This is a genomic window from Stenotrophomonas maltophilia (assembly GCF_004920835.1).
GTDB lineage: Bacteria > Pseudomonadota > Gammaproteobacteria > Xanthomonadales > Xanthomonadaceae > Stenotrophomonas > Stenotrophomonas maltophilia_AQ.
The window spans coordinates 52,482-67,731 of record NZ_QFHO01000019.1; the positions used below are offsets into that span (position 1 = coordinate 52,482).

At 66.8% G+C, this 15,250-nt stretch carries 12 protein-coding genes; 4 read left to right on the forward strand and 8 right to left on the reverse strand.

What is annotated here, in order from left to right; translation table 11 throughout:
* Nucleotides 1–74: 74 nt before the first annotated feature.
* The 5 genes from DI041_RS14120 to DI041_RS14140 form a co-directional block, all read right to left on the reverse strand.
* Entirely contained in the window at nucleotides 75–2,900 is a 2,826-nt protein-coding gene (locus DI041_RS14120) for a TonB-dependent receptor plug domain-containing protein (RefSeq protein ID WP_136639124.1), read from the reverse strand.
* 369 nt (nucleotides 2,901–3,269) lie between these two features.
* Nucleotides 3,270–4,592, reverse strand: a complete 1,323-nt coding sequence (locus tag DI041_RS14125) for an ABC transporter permease (RefSeq protein WP_046984561.1) — start codon at nucleotides 4,590–4,592, stop codon at nucleotides 3,270–3,272.
* Between the two features lie 13 nt (nucleotides 4,593–4,605).
* Nucleotides 4,606–5,763 carry an ABC transporter permease gene (locus DI041_RS14130; RefSeq protein WP_046984562.1) on the reverse strand — a complete coding sequence of 386 codons (1,158 nt, stop codon included), beginning with the start codon at nucleotides 5,761–5,763 and terminating at the stop codon, nucleotides 4,606–4,608.
* 14 nt (nucleotides 5,764–5,777) lie between these two features.
* Complete coding sequence (locus DI041_RS14135; RefSeq protein ID WP_004137569.1) at nucleotides 5,778–6,467, reverse strand: ABC transporter ATP-binding protein; 690 nt, start codon at nucleotides 6,465–6,467, stop codon at nucleotides 5,778–5,780.
* Between the two features lie 117 nt (nucleotides 6,468–6,584).
* Nucleotides 6,585–7,832, reverse strand: coding sequence for an efflux RND transporter periplasmic adaptor subunit (locus tag DI041_RS14140; RefSeq protein WP_136639125.1), 1,248 nt, complete (start codon nucleotides 7,830–7,832; stop codon nucleotides 6,585–6,587).
* 202 nt (nucleotides 7,833–8,034) lie between these two features.
* Here DI041_RS14140 and DI041_RS14145 point away from each other — a divergent pair, with 202 nt between their 5' ends.
* Genes DI041_RS14145 through DI041_RS14160 form a run of 4 tightly spaced genes read left to right on the forward strand, consistent with a single transcriptional unit; the run spans nucleotide 8,035 to nucleotide 11,524 of the window.
* A complete protein-coding gene (locus DI041_RS14145; RefSeq protein WP_136639126.1) occupies nucleotides 8,035–8,931 on the forward strand; it encodes an ABC transporter ATP-binding protein in 897 nt (298 codons plus the stop codon).
* Nucleotides 8,928–9,704 carry an ABC transporter permease gene (locus tag DI041_RS14150; RefSeq protein ID WP_136639127.1) on the forward strand — a complete coding sequence of 259 codons (777 nt, stop codon included), beginning with the start codon at nucleotides 8,928–8,930 and terminating at the stop codon, nucleotides 9,702–9,704. Before DI041_RS14145 ends, DI041_RS14150 begins: the two co-directional genes overlap by 4 nt.
* Before the next feature lie 6 nt (nucleotides 9,705–9,710).
* Entirely contained in the window at nucleotides 9,711–10,925 is a 1,215-nt protein-coding gene (locus DI041_RS14155) for a sensor histidine kinase (protein WP_136639128.1), read from the forward strand.
* A complete protein-coding gene (locus DI041_RS14160) occupies nucleotides 10,922–11,524 on the forward strand; it encodes a response regulator transcription factor (RefSeq protein WP_005407733.1) in 603 nt (200 codons plus the stop codon). Before DI041_RS14155 ends, DI041_RS14160 begins: the two co-directional genes overlap by 4 nt.
* Before the next feature lie 578 nt (nucleotides 11,525–12,102).
* Here the strand turns inward: DI041_RS14160 and DI041_RS14165 are convergent.
* The 3 genes from DI041_RS14165 to DI041_RS14175 form a co-directional block, all read right to left on the reverse strand.
* Nucleotides 12,103–12,639, reverse strand: a complete 537-nt coding sequence (locus DI041_RS14165; RefSeq protein WP_046984568.1) for a cytochrome b — start codon at nucleotides 12,637–12,639, stop codon at nucleotides 12,103–12,105.
* The gene (locus DI041_RS14170; protein WP_136639129.1) at nucleotides 12,636–13,739 is read right to left on the reverse strand and encodes a catalase family peroxidase; all 1,104 of its coding nucleotides are present in this window, start codon (nucleotides 13,737–13,739) and stop codon (nucleotides 12,636–12,638) included. The genes DI041_RS14165 and DI041_RS14170 overlap by 4 nt, the downstream gene beginning before the upstream one ends.
* Before the next feature lie 143 nt (nucleotides 13,740–13,882).
* A complete protein-coding gene (locus DI041_RS14175) occupies nucleotides 13,883–15,250 on the reverse strand; it encodes a leucyl aminopeptidase family protein (protein ID WP_136639130.1) in 1,368 nt (455 codons plus the stop codon).

A 15,250-nucleotide genomic window follows, 5' to 3' on the forward strand; every position in this document is an offset into this window, starting at 1 on the left:
GCCCCGAAGGGCGCCGCTCTGCTTCCATCCACAGCCAGGAGAGAGATGGCTGTGGCGGGAACGCGGTTGCAGGCTTAGAAGCGCTGCTGGTACTTCATGTACATGAAGCGGCCGATGTCGAAGCCACCGTAGTAGGTGAAGCTGCTGTTCGGCTGGCTGTACATGATCGGACCCTGGTGGTTGAACACGTTGTTCACGCCCAGCGACACGGTGCCGTCCCACGGCAGGTTGTAACGCACCTGCAGGTCGTGGAAGGTGTTGGAGCCCACCTTGTTGGTCGGCGATGCGCTGGTGTACGACGAGCTGAAGCCCGGCAGGTTGCACTCGTCCATGTACGAGCACTTCTCCTTCATGCTGGAGTAGTAGCGCGCGGTCCAGCCGATGCCGAAGTCGCCGTACTGCCAATCCAGGTTGAAGGTCGAGCGGACACGGAACTCGCCGCCCCAGCTGGTGCGCTGTTCCACCGGCGTGGTCGCGGCGTTGTCGTTGCGCTGCCTCAGGTAGTCGGTGTAGGTGGTGTTCCAGTTGACGGCGAACTGGCCGAACGTGGTTTCCGGCAGGCGGTAACGCACATTGATGTCATAGCCGGCGGTTTCGCGGAAACCCGCATTGACCAGCGAGCGGTCCAGGCTGTTGACCTGGCCGTTGCTGCCGCGGGTGAAGCGGCCGCACGCGGCATCCGAACCCTGCACGTAGCACTGTTCGAGAATGCTGTTGGCGGTCTCGGAGACAATGGCGTTGTTGATGCGGATCTTCCACCAGTCGAGGCTGACATCCAGGCCGGCGACGAAGTCCGGGCTGTACACCAGGCCCACGGTCCAGGTCTTGGCGGTTTCCGGCTTCAGCTCTGCGTTGAAACCGGAGTTGAAGTCGACGGTCGACTGCTGGCCCGGCTTGGTGGCAACAGTGCCATCGCTGTTGAGCTGGCGGAAGTTGGCCGGCACCTTCAGCGCCTGGCAGCGGGCGGCAACGGTCGGGCTGGTCGCAGCGGTACCGAACGAGGTATCGCACGGATCGGTGAACGAATCGCGGGTACTGACGGTGCCACCGTACAGGTCATCCACGGTCGGCGCACGGAAGCCGGTGCCGTAGGTGGCGCGCACCAGCAGGCTGTCGATCGGCTTCCACTTCAGGCCGAACTTGCTGTTGGTGGTCGAACCGAAGTTGTTGTAATCCGAGTAGCGACCGGCCACGTCCAGCGACAGTTCGCGCGCGAACGGCAGATCGGTCAGCAGCGGCACCTGCAGCTCCAGGTAGACCTCGTTGAGCGAGTAGTCGCCACGGGTCGGCTGGCCGGTGGTGCCGACGATCTCGCCCTTCTGCACCCGCATGTCCGGGGTGTAGCTGGCCTCTTCGCTGCGGTGCTCGAAGCCCATCGCGCCCATGATGTCGCCGGCCGGCAGGGTGAACAGCGAACCGGAGATGTTGGCGCTGGCCACCTTGGTGGTGCTCTTCATCTTGTCGACGAAGCGCGCGAACAGGTAGTCCTGCACGTCCTGGTTGCTCAGCGAGCCGGGGCCGGTGTAACCCATCGGCGCAGCCGGGTTCCACGGCACGCAGCCGGCGATCACCGCACCCGGTGCGCCGCAGCGGGCCACGTTGCCATCCATGAAGGACGGACCGACCGCCTGGTTGACGTGCGGCTGGTACATGCTGCCGGTACCGATGCGCTCGCCTTCATTGCGGTTGTACATGTAGCTGACGTTCCAGTCCCAGTACCGCGAACCGGTTTCGAAGCTGCCTTCCAGGCCGATGCTGGCGCGCTTGGTCTCCAGATTGTTCTCGGTGCCGCGCGGCAGCTCCTCGGAGCGGTGCGCGAACAGCACATCCTGGCCCCACAGGTTGAACGTACTGTCCTTGGACAGGGCGGCACGGCTGCCGTTACGCGCCTGGGCGGCGCTGACCGAGTACGGGTAGCCGGCCAGCTGCTTGGTCGATTCGCGCTTGCTGTACAGCGCGTCGGCGACGATGCGCAGGTCGTCGGTGATCGAGAAGCCACCGTTGGCGAACACCGAGGTGCGCTCCAGGCCGGTCAGCAGGCTCATGTTGGTCTTGCTGTTGGCACCATCGGCCGGATCCGGTGCGTGGAAGTTGCTCTTCTGGCTCGGATCGCCGCCCGGGCCCACGGTCAGGTTCTTGCCACCGACGGTGACGTAGCCCCACGGGGTATTGCCGTTCAGGTTGTCGGTCGGGTGGCGCGGGCCGTTGGGATAGCGGCTGAACTCGCGATCCTTGCCCAGCACTTCGTCTTCCTTGGTGCGCTCGGCACCCACGGTGAACCAGCCGCGGTCGAAGGTCTTGCCGAAGGTGGCGCTATAGGAACGCTTCTGGCCGTCACCCTGGCCGTACTGTCCGACGTAGACGCTGGCTTCGCCACCATCGAAGTTCTTGCGGGTGATGATGTTGACCACGCCGGCGACCGCGTCCGAGCCATACAGAGCGGATGCACCGTCGGTCAGCACTTCCACGCGCTCGACGATGGCCGACGGGATCGAGGCCAGGTCGGAGTAACCGCCGGCGCTGACGCCCATGCGGCGGCCGTCGATCAGCACCAGGCTGCGTTCCGGGCCGAGGTTGCGCAGGCTGACGTACATGCCGCCGAAGTCGCGCGAGGAGGTCAGCGAAGACGCGCGGCCCATGCTCGGCGAACCTGCGGCGGGAATGTCCTGCAGGATGTCGGCGACGTTGACGTAGCCCTTCTTCTCGATCTCGGCGCGGTTGAGCGCGATCACCGGCTGTGCGGTCTCGACACTGGCCTGGCGGATGCGCGAGCCGGTGATTTCGATGCGGTCGAGAGTGGTGGTGGCGTCGCCGGTGCTCTGTGCGAAGGCGGGGGTGGTGCAGCTGGCGGCCAGCGCGATGACGATCGCGTTGCGCAGCGGATTGGTTCTCAGGGACATCCGTGAAATCTCGTGTTTCAGAAAAAACATGCGCCCGTTCTGTGGGCGCGTGGGGTGCTGCAAACCAACGTGGGGGCGCGATTCTAGATTGTTTCCATTCGTAACTGTTTGTCGCTGCGCCGCGAATGTGCGCGAAAATGAATCGCAACCAACAATCCACAGATGCACTGTGCGCAGCGTCACGCGCGTTGCGTTTGCGACGGGCAGAGGCATCGGTAGCGGCGGTATCTACGCAATCTGTAGCGACAACCACCCAGATCGTGGTCAGATCCCTTCGCGTAGCGAAGGGATCTGACCCCACCAAAGAAAAAGGGACGGAGCCTTCGCTCCGTCCCTCTGCACGATGCGCAGTCTGTCGCTGCGTGATGCTCAGGTTTCGCGCAGCGCCGTGGTGATCGGCAATCGTGCCGCACGCAGCGCCGGGAACAGGCCGCCGACCAGGCCGATGCCCAGCGCCCATTTCAGGCCCGTCCACAGCAGTTCCGGCGACACATGGAACTTGAACACCACCGCGCTGAAGTTGCTGCCGATGGTGGACACGCTGTAGCCATTGAACAGCAGCCACGCCACCGCACAGCCCAGCAGGCCACCCAGCAGTGCAAGCAGCATTGTTTCCAGCATCACTGCAGTCACCACCGGCAGGCCGCGGAAGCCGATTGCCCGCATCGTGGCGATCTCGCGTGCGCGCGTGGCCACGGCGGCATACATGGTGTTGAGCGCACCAAACACAGCGCCTACGGCCATGATGGTGCCGATCACCTTGCCGAGGATGTCGATCAACTTGGTCAATCCACCACCCTGTTTGCTGTAGTAGACGCGGGTGGTCTCCACGTCCAGCTTCAGGCGCGGATCGGCGGCTACGGCGGCCTTGAACTGCTCGAAGCCGGCCTTGCCATCGGTGCGCACGCTGATCGACTGCCACGCACTGCGCTGGTAGGTGGTGGCCAACGTATCGGCGTCGGTCCACAGTTCCGAATCATGCGCATCGCCGGTGGCGAAGACACCGACCACGGTCCAGGTCTGGTTGCCCAGGGTCAGCGTCTTGCCAACGTCCAGATCGCGGAACTGGCCCTTGGCGCCCTGGCCGACCACGATCTCGCGCAGGCCTGTGGCGAACGTGCGGCCTTCGACGATCTTTACCTTGTCATGCACCGCCCACGCCTGCGGGCCGACGCCGCGGAACTGCGCGTTGACGTCGGTGCCATCGGACTTCGACACCAGGTTGACCACCTGCGACAGCTCCGGTGACAGCAGCGGCCGACCTTCGGCATCGCGGCTGATGCCGGGCAGGGTGGACAACGTCGGCACCTGTTCGCGGGTGATGACTGAGTTGGTTTCGGCCTGCGAGCCGCCGCGCAGCACGATGGCGGTGGTGTCATCGCCGGTGTTGTTGAGCGTGGCCTGGAAGCCTTCGCCCATCGCCAGCATCGCCACCAGCACGCCGACCACACCGGCGATGCCGACCACGATCACCGAGGACGCGCCCCAGCGCTGCGGCAGGCTGGCTACGCCGATGCGGGTAGCCGCCAATGCCAGCCGCCCGCCACGGGTCAGCAGCAGCCACAGTGCCACCAGCACGGCGACCGCCAACACGCCGATCCACGGCAGGCCGATCCACAGCACCAGGCCGATCACCAGCAACAGCGCGGTCAGCGCATTGCCCAGCCACTTCTTGAGTTTGCTCTTGAACATGTCGGTGTCCTCCTCAGCGGCCGGCCAGTGCGTCGACGATCTTCAGGCGCTTGGCACGCAGCGCCGGCAGCAGGCCGACGATGATGCCGATCACCACGATCAGGCCCAGCCCCATCAGCCAGGTCGGTGTCGGTACATGCGGCGGCAGCATACCCATGCTCTTCGGCCCGATCGCCGGCAGGATCAGTGCAGCCAGGCCCATGCCGATCAGGCCACCGAGGCCGATCAGCAGCACCGACTCCACCATCACCAGCATCAGCACGGTACTGTCCTTGAAGCCCAGCGTCTTCAGCGTGGCGAGTTCGGGCACGCGCTCGCGCACCGCCTGCGCCATGGTGTTGCCGGTCAACAGCAGCAGGGTGAAGAACACCGCGCCCATGATCGAGGTGACGATCATGCCGATGTCGGCGAACTGCTTGACGAAGGCCTGCTGGAACGCCGATTCGGTCTGGGTCTTGGTTTCGTGGTCGGAGTTGGCCGAGATCGCATCGATGGCCTGCGCCACCCTTGACGACTGCTCCGGGTTGTCCAGCGTCACCGTGTACCAGCTCACCTGGTTCTTGATGTAGTCGTTGGACTCATCGAAGTACTTCCAGTTCATCATCAACTGGCGTTCTTCATTGGCCGCCAGTGCGCGATCCTTCGAGCGGTAGATGCCCTTCAGTTCCAGCGGCCAGTCGTTGCTGCCGCCACGCGGGAAGATGGTGGCCTGCAGCGGGATGGTGTCGCCGATCTTCCAGCCGAACTGCTTGGCCAGCGTCTCGCCGACGATCGCGCCGGTACGGGTCTGCTGCCAGTCCTGCAGCTGCGCCGGGTCGATCTGCAGCTCGCGGTAGACATCGAAGTAGTTGGGCGCCACCGAGAAGTTGGGGAAGAAGTTCTTCGGGTCCTGGTAGATGCCGCCGAACCACATGCCGTAGGTGACATCGCGCACGCCGCTGACCTGGCGGATCTGCGTTTCCAGGCGGATCGGCAGCGACTGGGTGATCGACAGGCGCGAAGCCACCACCAACCGGTTGGCACCTTCCACGCTGCCACCGGACGAGAACGCCACGCGCACCGAGTCGAGCATGCCGAACAGCAGGAACGCGGCCACCACCGACAGCAGGGTCAACAGGGTGCGGGTGCGGCTGCGGAACAGCTGTGCCCAGACCAACGAGAAGTATTTCATCGCTGTGGCCTCCGTCAGTGGGCCAGCGGCGCGTCGGCCAGCTCGCCCTTGTCCAGGTGCACCGTGTGGGTGGCGTACTCGGCGGCCTTCGGGTCATGGGTGACCATGATGATGGTCTTGCCGTGTTCGCGGTTGAGCTGCTGCAACAGGCCCAGGATCTCTTCGGCAGACTGGCGGTCGAGGTCGCCGGTGGGTTCGTCGCAGATCAGGAAGGTCGGGTCGGAGACGATCGCGCGGGCGATCGCCACGCGCTGCTGCTGGCCGCCGGACAGTTCGTTGGGGCGATGGCTGCGGCGGTCGGCCAGGCCGACCAGGGTTAGCGCGATCTCTGCGTTGCGGCGGCGCTGCGCCGCATTGAGGTGGGTCAGCAGCAACGGCAGTTCCACGTTCTTCTGCGCGGTCAGCATCGGCATCAGGTTGTAGAACTGGAACACGAAGCCGACATGGTGGCTGCGCCACGTCGACAGCTGGCCGCCGCTCATCTGGTCGATGCGCTCGCCTTCGATGCTGATCTCGCCGCCGCTGGGGTTGTCCAGGCCGCCGATCAGGTTGAGCAGGGTGGTCTTGCCGGAACCGGACGGGCCCATCAGCGCGACGAAATCGCCGCTGGCGATATCCAGGTCGATGCCGTGCAGCACCTGCACCTTTTCGGGCCCACGCTGGTAGGTCTTGGTGATGTTGCGCAGTGAAACCAGGGTCGACATGGGTGGTTCTCCACGAAAGGCGGGAAACGGGGATGCGTCCCGGCCAACGGCCGGCACGCGTCGAACAGTGGTGCTTTCCAGCGGTACTGCCGGTGGCGCCATGCGGGCGCCGGGCCGTTACTGCGCTTGCTTCTGCTTGACCCTGGTGCCGTCGCGCAGGGTGTCCGGCGGGTTGACCACCACCGACTCCCCTGCGCTCACGCCCTTGAGGATCTGGCGGTCCTTGCCCATCGCCTGGCCCGCCTCGACCGTGCGCTGCTGCACGCGGTTGTCATCGCCCAGTGCGAAGGCCACCGACGCGCCCTCACGCTCGACCACCGCAGTAGCCGGAACGCGCACGCCCTGCGGCTTGGCTTCGGTCTGCGGCTGTGCCTGTTCCAGGAAGCTGACCCGCACGCCCATCTCCGGCACGATGCGCGGGTCCTTCACCTTCAGTGCCACGCGTACCTTCACCGTGGCCTTGCCGCGGTCGGCGGTGGGGATGATGGCGATCACCTCACCCGGAATCTTCCATTCCGGATAGGCGTTGAGCGTGGCTTCCACCGGCATCTTCGGCTGCACGCGGCCGATGAAGGCTTCGCCGACCTCGACTTCGATCTCCAGCGATTCCATGTCGACGATGGTGCCGATGCCGGTACGGGTGAAGCCACCACCGGCCGACAGCGGCGAGACGATCTCGCCGGGCTGCGCAGCCTTGGCGGTGACCACGCCGGAGAACGGCGCGCGCACGATGTTGTTGTCCACGCCCAGGTCGGCGATGGCCAGCTGGTCGTTGGCCACCTTGACGTTGCGCTGTGCGGTGTCCAGCTGTGCACGCAGGCTGTCGCGCTGGGCCACCGCCTGGTCGTACTGTGAGCGCGACACCAGCTGCTGGCCGACCAGCGCCTGCAGGCGGCCGGCTTCAGCGGCGGCCTGCTTCTGCTGTGCTTCCAGCCCGGCCACCTGGCTGCGTGCGGCTTGCAGCTGCGAGGCGTACAGGCTGCGCTGCGCGTCGGCATCGATCGGGTCCAGGGTGGCCATGATCTGGCCCTGCTCCACGCGCATGCCTTCTTCGATCATCACCTCACGCACCTTGCCGGTGATCTTGGCCGACACCGTGGCCATGCGCCGGGCGACCACGTAGCCGCTGGCGTCGAGCACCGAACTGCTGGCGCTGCCCTGTTGGATGGCCACCGCCGGCGCGGTGTCCACTTCCACGGTGGGCGCGCGGCCGAACAGTGCGAATGCACCACCGGCCAGCAGCACGATGATCACGGCCACGGCGATCCACAGCCAGCGGCGGCCACCACTGCCGCCACTGGAGGCGGGCGGCGGCGACTTGCGGTCGATACGGAGTTCCTTCAACAGCTCGGCAGAAGCGTTCATTCGTTCCATCACAGGCGTTCGGGCGGGTGTGACCGGAAGGGCAGGCAGCGGCGGTTCCGGCGGTGGAGCGTGCGGCACAGCATGAAGGCAGGTGCATCGGCGATGGCAGTGACAGCTGTCATCCGATGTCATTGACGGCGGCAACTGCGAAATGTGACCACGGCGGCACAGGATGGCAACGTCCCCGCTACCGGTACCGCACATGGATACGATCGCCCCGTCGCTGGCCCGCCTGCAGCAGGTGCAGGTGCGTTACCGCGACCATACCGCCCTGCATGGCATCGACCTGCAGGTACGCGCTGGCCAGGTGCTGGCGCTGCTGGGCCGCAACGGTGCCGGCAAGAGTACCGCGATCAGCGTGTTGTTGGGCCTGCGCCGCGCCGATGGCGGGCAGGTCGAACTACTCGGCGGCGACCCGCAGCAGCGGACCAGCCGTCTCGGCCTGGGCGTGATGCTGCAGAGCACCAGCCTGCCGCCGATGCTGCAGGTGGACGAACTGGTGGCACAGGCCAGTGCCTGCTACCCCGACCCGATGCCGCTGCAGGAGGTACTGCAGCGCGCCGGCCTGCAGGCGCTCGCGCGCCGCCGCTACGGCCAGCTGTCCGGCGGCCAGCAGCGCTGCGTGCAGTTCGCCATCGCGCTGTGTGGGCGGCCACGCGTACTGTTCCTGGACGAGCCCACCACCGGCCTGGACATCCAGGCGCGGCAGGCGATGTGGCAGGCGATCCGGCAGCTGGTGGCCGAAGGCTGTGGTGTGCTGCTGACCACCCATTACCTGGAGGAAGCCGAAGCGCTGGCGCAGCAGGTGGTGGTGCTGGAGCAGGGCCGGGTACTGGCCGACGCACCGTTGAGCGAGCTGCGCCTGGCCGACCGCCCGCGCCGCATCCGTTGCCGCAGTGGGTTGCCCATTGAAGACGTACGGCAATGGCCGGGCGTGCAGCAGGTGCAGCGCGACGGTGAGCATCTGCAGATGCTGGCGAGCCCGGCCGAGCCGGTGGTGGCGCGTCTGCTGGCCGCCGACGCGCAGCTGCGCGAGCTGGAAGTACAGGGCGCGGCGCTGGCCGACGCCTTCCTCGACATGACCCGGGAGGCCGCATGAACACCCTTGTCCGCACCGCCAGGTTGCCGCTGCCTGCATGGCGCCAGGCCCTGCGCCCGTACCGCGCCGAACTGCTGGCCGAACTGCGCCGGGCCTGGCGCACGCCGGCGTTCGCGGTGCCCTCGCTGCTGTTTCCGGTGCTGTTCTATCTACTGTTCGGCGTGCTGCTCGGGCGCGGGCATGCGCCGCTGTACCTGCTGGCGACCTACTGCGTGTTCGGTGCGATGGCTCCAGCGCTGTTCGGCTTCGGCGTGCAGCTGGCGCTGGATCGCGAAGGCGGCCTGCTGACCCTCAAGCGCGCGCTGCCGATGCCGGCGGCGGCACCGCTGCTGGCACGGCTGGCGATGGCGGTGATGTTCGCGCTGCTGGTGGCGTTGCTGCTGATAGGCGTGGCGCGTGTGCTCGGTGGCGTGCAGCTGCAGGCGTTGCAGATGGTGCAGCTGCTGGCGGTGGCGGGTCTGGCAGCACTGCCGCTCGGAGCGATCGGTCTGCTGATCGGCAGCCATGTCAGTGCCAGTGCGGCGCCGGCGATGGTCAATCTGGTTTATCTGCCGCTGGCCTTGCTGTCGGGCCTGTGGTTGCCGCTGTCGGCACTGCCTCAGCTGTTCTCGACGATGGCACCGCTGTGGCCGACCTGGCATCTGGCGCAGCTGGCGTTGCCGGTGGTCGGGCTGCCGGCAGTGGGCAACCTCGCCGGCCACCTGCTGGTGCTGCTGGTGGTGACCGTGGTCGCGTTGCTGCTGGCGCGCCGGCGCCTGCGCCGGATCGGCTGAACTGGCATGATCGGCAGCGATCGTCCCCGCCTGGATCCTCCCGTGTCGTCGAGCTGGCTTGCGTCCCTGCTGCGCCCTGCACCGGATTCGGCGGTGGCCGAACTGCTGCGGCGTGGCAAGTCGCCCTGGAGCGGCGCAATCCACCTGCTGTGGTCGGTCTGGATCTTCCTCACCCCGGTGCTCGGGAACGGCTTCACGCTGCGCTGGCTGCTGCTGACCCTGGCCAGCTATCCGTTGTTCCTGCTGCTCTATGCCAAGGTGATGCTGGCGCCACGGCACCACGCGTGGCGCTACGCGCTGGGCATGATCGTGATGGCCCTGGTACTGCTGCCATGGTATCCGTCGGGGTTGAGCTACTTCGTGTTCGGCTGCGTGATGATCCGCATGAGCAGCCGCGGCGGCTGGTGGGTATACCTGCTGCAGTTGACCGGACTGAATCTTCTGTTCTGCAGCACCGCGCTGTACTTCGGCTATCCGTGGCAGGCCATGGTGTGGATGCCGGCGGTGTCGTTCATTGTCGGCCTGGTGGTGAACGTGGAGGCCTTGAGCCATCAGCGCGACGTGGCCCTGCAGCTGTCCCAGGACGAGGTGCGACGGTTGGCGACCACCGCCGAGCGCGAGCGTATCGGCCGCGACCTGCACGATCTGCTGGGCCACACGCTGTCGCTGATCACGCTGAAGCTGGAACTGGCGCGCAAGCTGTACGACCGCGATGACGCGCGTGCACGGCAGGAGATCGGTGAAGCCGAGGCCATCGCCCGCGAAGCGCTGGCACAGGTACGCAGTGCGGTGACCGGCATCCGTGCCAGCGATCTGGCCGGCGAACTGGCATCGGCGCGGCTGCTGTTGGAATGCCAGCAGGTGCACCTGCAGTACACGGCACCGCCAGCGATGCCGGTGGAGGTGGAGCGCGGGCTGGCGCTGGTGTTGCGCGAGGCCGCCACCAACATCGTGCGCCATGCACAGGCGACCCGGGTGCAGGTGGATTTCATGCTTGAGGACCGACAGTTGGCGATGCAGATACGCGATGACGGCCGCGGCGGCGTGCAGGCCGAGGGCAATGGATTGAGTGGCATGCGTGAACGGGCGGCGGCGCTCGGGGGACAGCTGACCCTGCAGTCGCCGCGCGGCGAAGGTACGCTGCTGACCGTGCGCGTGCCCCTGGTGGCCGCCACCATGCCGCTGTCGTCGGCATCGTTGGCACAGGGGGGCGCGGCATGATCCGCATCCTGCTGGCCGAAGACCAGGCGATGGTGCGCGGCGCACTGTCGGCGCTGCTCGGCCTGGAACCGGACATTGAAGTGCTGGGCAGTGCCGCCGATGGCGAGGCCGCCTGGCGCATGCTGCAGCAGCTGCAGCCGGACATCCTGGTCACCGACATCGAGATGCCGGGCCTGAGCGGGCTGGAGCTGGCGCAACGCATCGCCCGCCACGAACTGCCGATCAAGGTGGTGATCGTGACCACTTTCGCCCGTGCCGGTTTCCTGCGCCGCGCGCTGGAAGCTGGCGTGCTGGGCTACCTGCTGAAGGACGCACCGGCCGAAAACCTGGCCGATGCACTGCGCAAGGTGAAGCAGGGCATCCGCGCGATCGACCCGCAGCTGGCGCTGGACGCCTGGTCGCAGGCCGATCCACTGACCGACCGCGAACGCCGTGTGCTGCGGTTGGCGGGCGAGGGCCGTACCGCCAGCGAGATCGCCGAGCAGCTGGGGCTGTCGCACGGCACGGTGCGCAATTACCTGTCCGAGTGCATCGGCAAACTGGGCGTGGCCAATCGGATCGAAGCGTACCGGCTGGCGCGGCAGAAGGGGTGGTTATAGGGGGGCGTCACTTTCTTTGCTCGTGCACCGCGCTGCAGGAGCAGCGCGGAACGGCGTAGCCGGCCCGTAGGGTGGCGCACATGAATGTGCGCCATCAAGAAAGTAACCAAAGAAACGCTCCGCCGGCCGCGAGCCGGCGTGCTTCGCACGCCGGTGCCCTGCGCTCCTCGGTCCGTCGAGGGACGGTGCGGGAACTCGCTGCGCTCAGACACCCGCACCTCTTCGCCCTCGCCGGACCTGCGGTGCTCGGCTCGCTTGAAGGCGGACTGGAAGGTCAACGGCAACGGCATCCACGCATGGCGTGGATCTACTGGGTGCAGCTGTGGCATTTGACCTTGGGTCCGCCTTGAGCGAGCCGAGCATCGCAGGGGAATCAGGGGCGCAGAGGCGCCGATGTCTGAGCGCAGCGATTTCGGCGCCGTCCCCTGATTCACCGAGAAGCGCAGGGCACCGGCGCGCAGCGCCGGCTCGCGACCTGGCGGCGTGTTTCTTTGGTTACTTTCTTTGCACGAGCAAAGAAAGTAACACCCCCTCCGCGGTCGCGGAAACGATCCGCCGGGAACACCCGGCGAACACGATCAGTCCTTCCCGCGTGCCATCGCCTGGAACACGCCATCCCGCCGCACCCACAGGTGGAACAGCGCTGCACCCACATGCATCAGCACCGTGGCGAACAACACATACGCCAGAAGGCTGTGCGCATTGCGCAACGCGGCGTACAACGCCGGGGTATGCGGCACGATCGGCGGCAGGTGCAGGCCACCCCACAGCACGATCGGGTAACCGCCGGCCGACAGCATCGCCCAGCCGATCAGTGGCATCGCCAGCATCAGCGCATACAGCATCCAGTGCGAGGCCTTGGCCGCCATCGCCTGCCATACGGGAAGATCCGCCGGCAACGGCGGTGGGCGATGGCGCAGCCGGTTGTACAGGCGGAGCAGCACCAGTACGCCGATGGCGATGCCCAACGGGCGGTGCAGGTCGATCAGCACCGGCCGCAGGTGCAGCGAGGCGACCATGGTCACGCCAATGAACAGCATGGCGATGATCATCAATGCCATCGCCCAGTGCAGCACCCGTGCCAGCAGGTTGAAGTGGCCGTTGCCGGTGCTCATCGTGCGGCCTCCTTCGGTTGTTCGACGTTGCCGCTGGCGCGCTCGCGTTCGCGTCGGTTGAAGGATTGCGAGTACACGGCCGAGCGGGCGGCCAGGATCGGATCGTCACTGCCACGCACGCCACTGGGCAGGATCAGTGGATCGAAGTTGATCTGTCCGCAGGCGCCTTCTTCCTGCGACTGCAGGCGGTCCAGGCTAAGTACGCCGGCCACCACCTGTTCACGCGACTCGGGCCACGGCACCGACGGATCATCGATGGCATCGCCGGGTTCGGCGGTGGTGACGACGAGGTTCCAGCGCACCGGGCCACTGGCCAGGCGCTGCTGCAGTTCCTGGCTGAGGAAGTCGACGCTGGCCTGCTTGCGCGTGTCCGCATCCATCTCCACCACCGGCGCCTGCGGCTGCCAGCGCCAGCGCACCGCGCGCTTCTGGCCCTGCACATTGGTGAACCAGAAGCTGTTGACGCTGTTGAAGGTGGTGTTGGCCCAGCTGCTGGTCCACGGCGCTGTCTTGGCCCATTGCTGGAACGCCTGCGCACTCGGGTACTTCGCCAGCACCGCGGCCATCTTCTGCGGGTCGGGCTTGCCGGTGGTGGGGTCGGGGATGGAGGCGCGCGTCTGCTCGTAGAACGCCTCGGCGTTGGGTACGGCGAAGAACGGGAAGCTGTTCATCGCCATCCGCCATTCCTGGCCGTCGTCGCTGACCATCTGCACAGCGAGGCTGCGCACGCGTGCGGTGTTGTCCGCGCCGTAGGGGTCGCCACCGCCGATCGACAGGCGGCCCATCACGGGTACCTTCTGCTGTGAAAACACCCGTGCGCTGGACAGCGTCGGCGCCTGCGCACTGGGCTCGAACCAGCCGCTCACGCAGATGCCCTTGCTGTGCGCACGGCGGAAGCCGGGATGGGCCGGGCCGGTAGCTTCGATGGTGTCGGTGAAGCGCTGCGCGGTCAGGCGGTTGCCAACCCAGCCGGCCAACCAGGCGAAGGTCAACGCGACCGCCCCCAGAATCAACGCGATCAGTGCGATCCAGAGCAGCGGCGAGTGCTTGCGCGGTGCGCCCGGTGTCTGGCCGGCGCGGGTGTAGCGGAAGAGCGACATGGTCGGTGTCCTGCCTTCACGGAGCGTGTGGGTGGTCGACCCACACATCCTCGCAGAACCCGGCCGGGGCCGGAATTCAATTTTTCGTCAGATTTACCCGCTGCATCAGGGCAGGTTGCGCCGGGCCATGCCCGGCGCCTCCATCAGGCGTAACGCGCCTTCAGCATCGCCCACGCCGAGCGCAGCGCCAGTGCTTCACCACCGGCCGGCCGGCCCGGGCGTTCGCCGTCGTTCCAGGCGTACACGTCCAGATGCGCCCAGCGCTGGCCGTCTTCCAGGAAGCGTTCCAGGTACAGCGCAGCGGTGACCGAGCCGGCCATGCGCGAACCGGCGTTGGCCAGGTCGGCGATACCGCTGCTCAGATAGCGCAGGTACGGGCGCCACAAAGGCATGCGCCAGACCGGGTCGCGGGTGGCGTCACCGGCCTGCAGCCATTGCTGAGCGACCGCGTCGTCATTGCTGAACAGTGCCGGCAGGTCGGGGCCGAGCGCGATGCGTGCAGCGCCGGTAAGGGTGGCGAAGTCCAGTACCAGGTCCGGCTTCTGTTCGCTGGCGAAGGTCAGCGCATCACACAGGATCACGCGGCCTTCTGCGTCGGTGTTGTCGATCTCCACGCTCAGGCCCTTGCGGGTGGCGATCACTTCGCCCGGGCGGAACGCATCCGGGCCGATCGCATTCTCCACCGCCGGCACCAGCAGGGTCAGGTGCACCGGAAGCCCGCGAGCCATGACCAGGCCGGCCAGGGCCAGTGCGTGTGCAGCACCGCCCATGTCCTTCTTCATGTTGCGCATGCCGTCGGCCGGCTTGATGTCCAGGCCGCCGGTATCGAAGCACACACCCTTGCCGACCAGCACCAGTGCAGGATCGGTTTCCTTGCCCCAGCGCAGCACCACCAGGCGCGGCGCGCGGTGCGAGGCGCGGCCGACGGCATGGATGGCCGGGAAGTTCTGCTTCAGCAGTTCATCGCCGGTGATCGCCTCGACCTGGGCGCCATGTGCCTGAGCCAGGGTGCGCGCTGCGTCTTCCAGCTGCTGCGGGCCCATGTCTTCGGTCGGGGTGTTGACCCAGTCACGCACGCGCAGGCTGGCGGCGATCAGATCGGCCACTTCACCGGAAGGTGCAGCCACCAGCTGAGCCGGGGCGCGGTTACGCTTGCGGTAGCGGTCGAAGCGATAGCTGCCCAGGCCCCAGCCCAGCTGCAGCAGTGCCTGCTCCTCGGCCGGCAGTTCAGTCGCCAGCTGCCACACGCTGCCTTCCGGCAGGGCGTGCGGGGCATGCGCATAGCTGTAGGCATCGGCGCGGTCACCAACGCCGATCACCGCACCGGCCAGGCCGTCGGCACCCGGCAGCAGGGCCACGCTGTGTGCGCCGGCATTGAAGCCCTGCGATGCCAGCCAGGCCTGGATAGCGGCTGGCTGGCCGTCCTTCCATGCCGCGAACTGCTCGCGGCCCAGCACATGCAGTGGCAGTGCTGCGGCGGTTTCGGCGGTGAAACCAGTGATCTCGCTCAT

Excerpts from the sequence above, each read along its gene's own strand:
- DI041_RS14120 (WP_136639124.1), bottom strand. The coding sequence starts at position 2,900 with ATGTCCCTGAGAACCAATCCGCTGCGCAACGCGATCGTCATCGCGCTG.
- DI041_RS14125 (WP_046984561.1), bottom strand. The coding sequence starts at position 4,592 with ATGTTCAAGAGCAAACTCAAGAAGTGGCTGGGCAATGCGCTGACCGCG.
- DI041_RS14130 (WP_046984562.1), bottom strand. The coding sequence starts at position 5,763 with ATGAAATACTTCTCGTTGGTCTGGGCACAGCTGTTCCGCAGCCGCACC.
- DI041_RS14135 (WP_004137569.1), bottom strand. The coding sequence starts at position 6,467 with ATGTCGACCCTGGTTTCACTGCGCAACATCACCAAGACCTACCAGCGT.
- DI041_RS14140 (WP_136639125.1), bottom strand. The coding sequence starts at position 7,832 with ATGAACGCTTCTGCCGAGCTGTTGAAGGAACTCCGTATCGACCGCAAG.
- DI041_RS14145 (WP_136639126.1), top strand. The coding sequence starts at position 8,035 with ATGGATACGATCGCCCCGTCGCTGGCCCGCCTGCAGCAGGTGCAGGTG.
- DI041_RS14150 (WP_136639127.1), top strand. The coding sequence starts at position 8,928 with ATGAACACCCTTGTCCGCACCGCCAGGTTGCCGCTGCCTGCATGGCGC.
- DI041_RS14155 (WP_136639128.1), top strand. The coding sequence starts at position 9,711 with ATGATCGGCAGCGATCGTCCCCGCCTGGATCCTCCCGTGTCGTCGAGC.
- DI041_RS14160 (WP_005407733.1), top strand. The coding sequence starts at position 10,922 with ATGATCCGCATCCTGCTGGCCGAAGACCAGGCGATGGTGCGCGGCGCA.
- DI041_RS14165 (WP_046984568.1), bottom strand. The coding sequence starts at position 12,639 with ATGAGCACCGGCAACGGCCACTTCAACCTGCTGGCACGGGTGCTGCAC.
- DI041_RS14170 (WP_136639129.1), bottom strand. The coding sequence starts at position 13,739 with ATGTCGCTCTTCCGCTACACCCGCGCCGGCCAGACACCGGGCGCACCG.
- DI041_RS14175 (WP_136639130.1), bottom strand. The coding sequence starts at position 15,250 with ATGAGCGAGATCACTGGTTTCACCGCCGAAACCGCCGCAGCACTGCCA.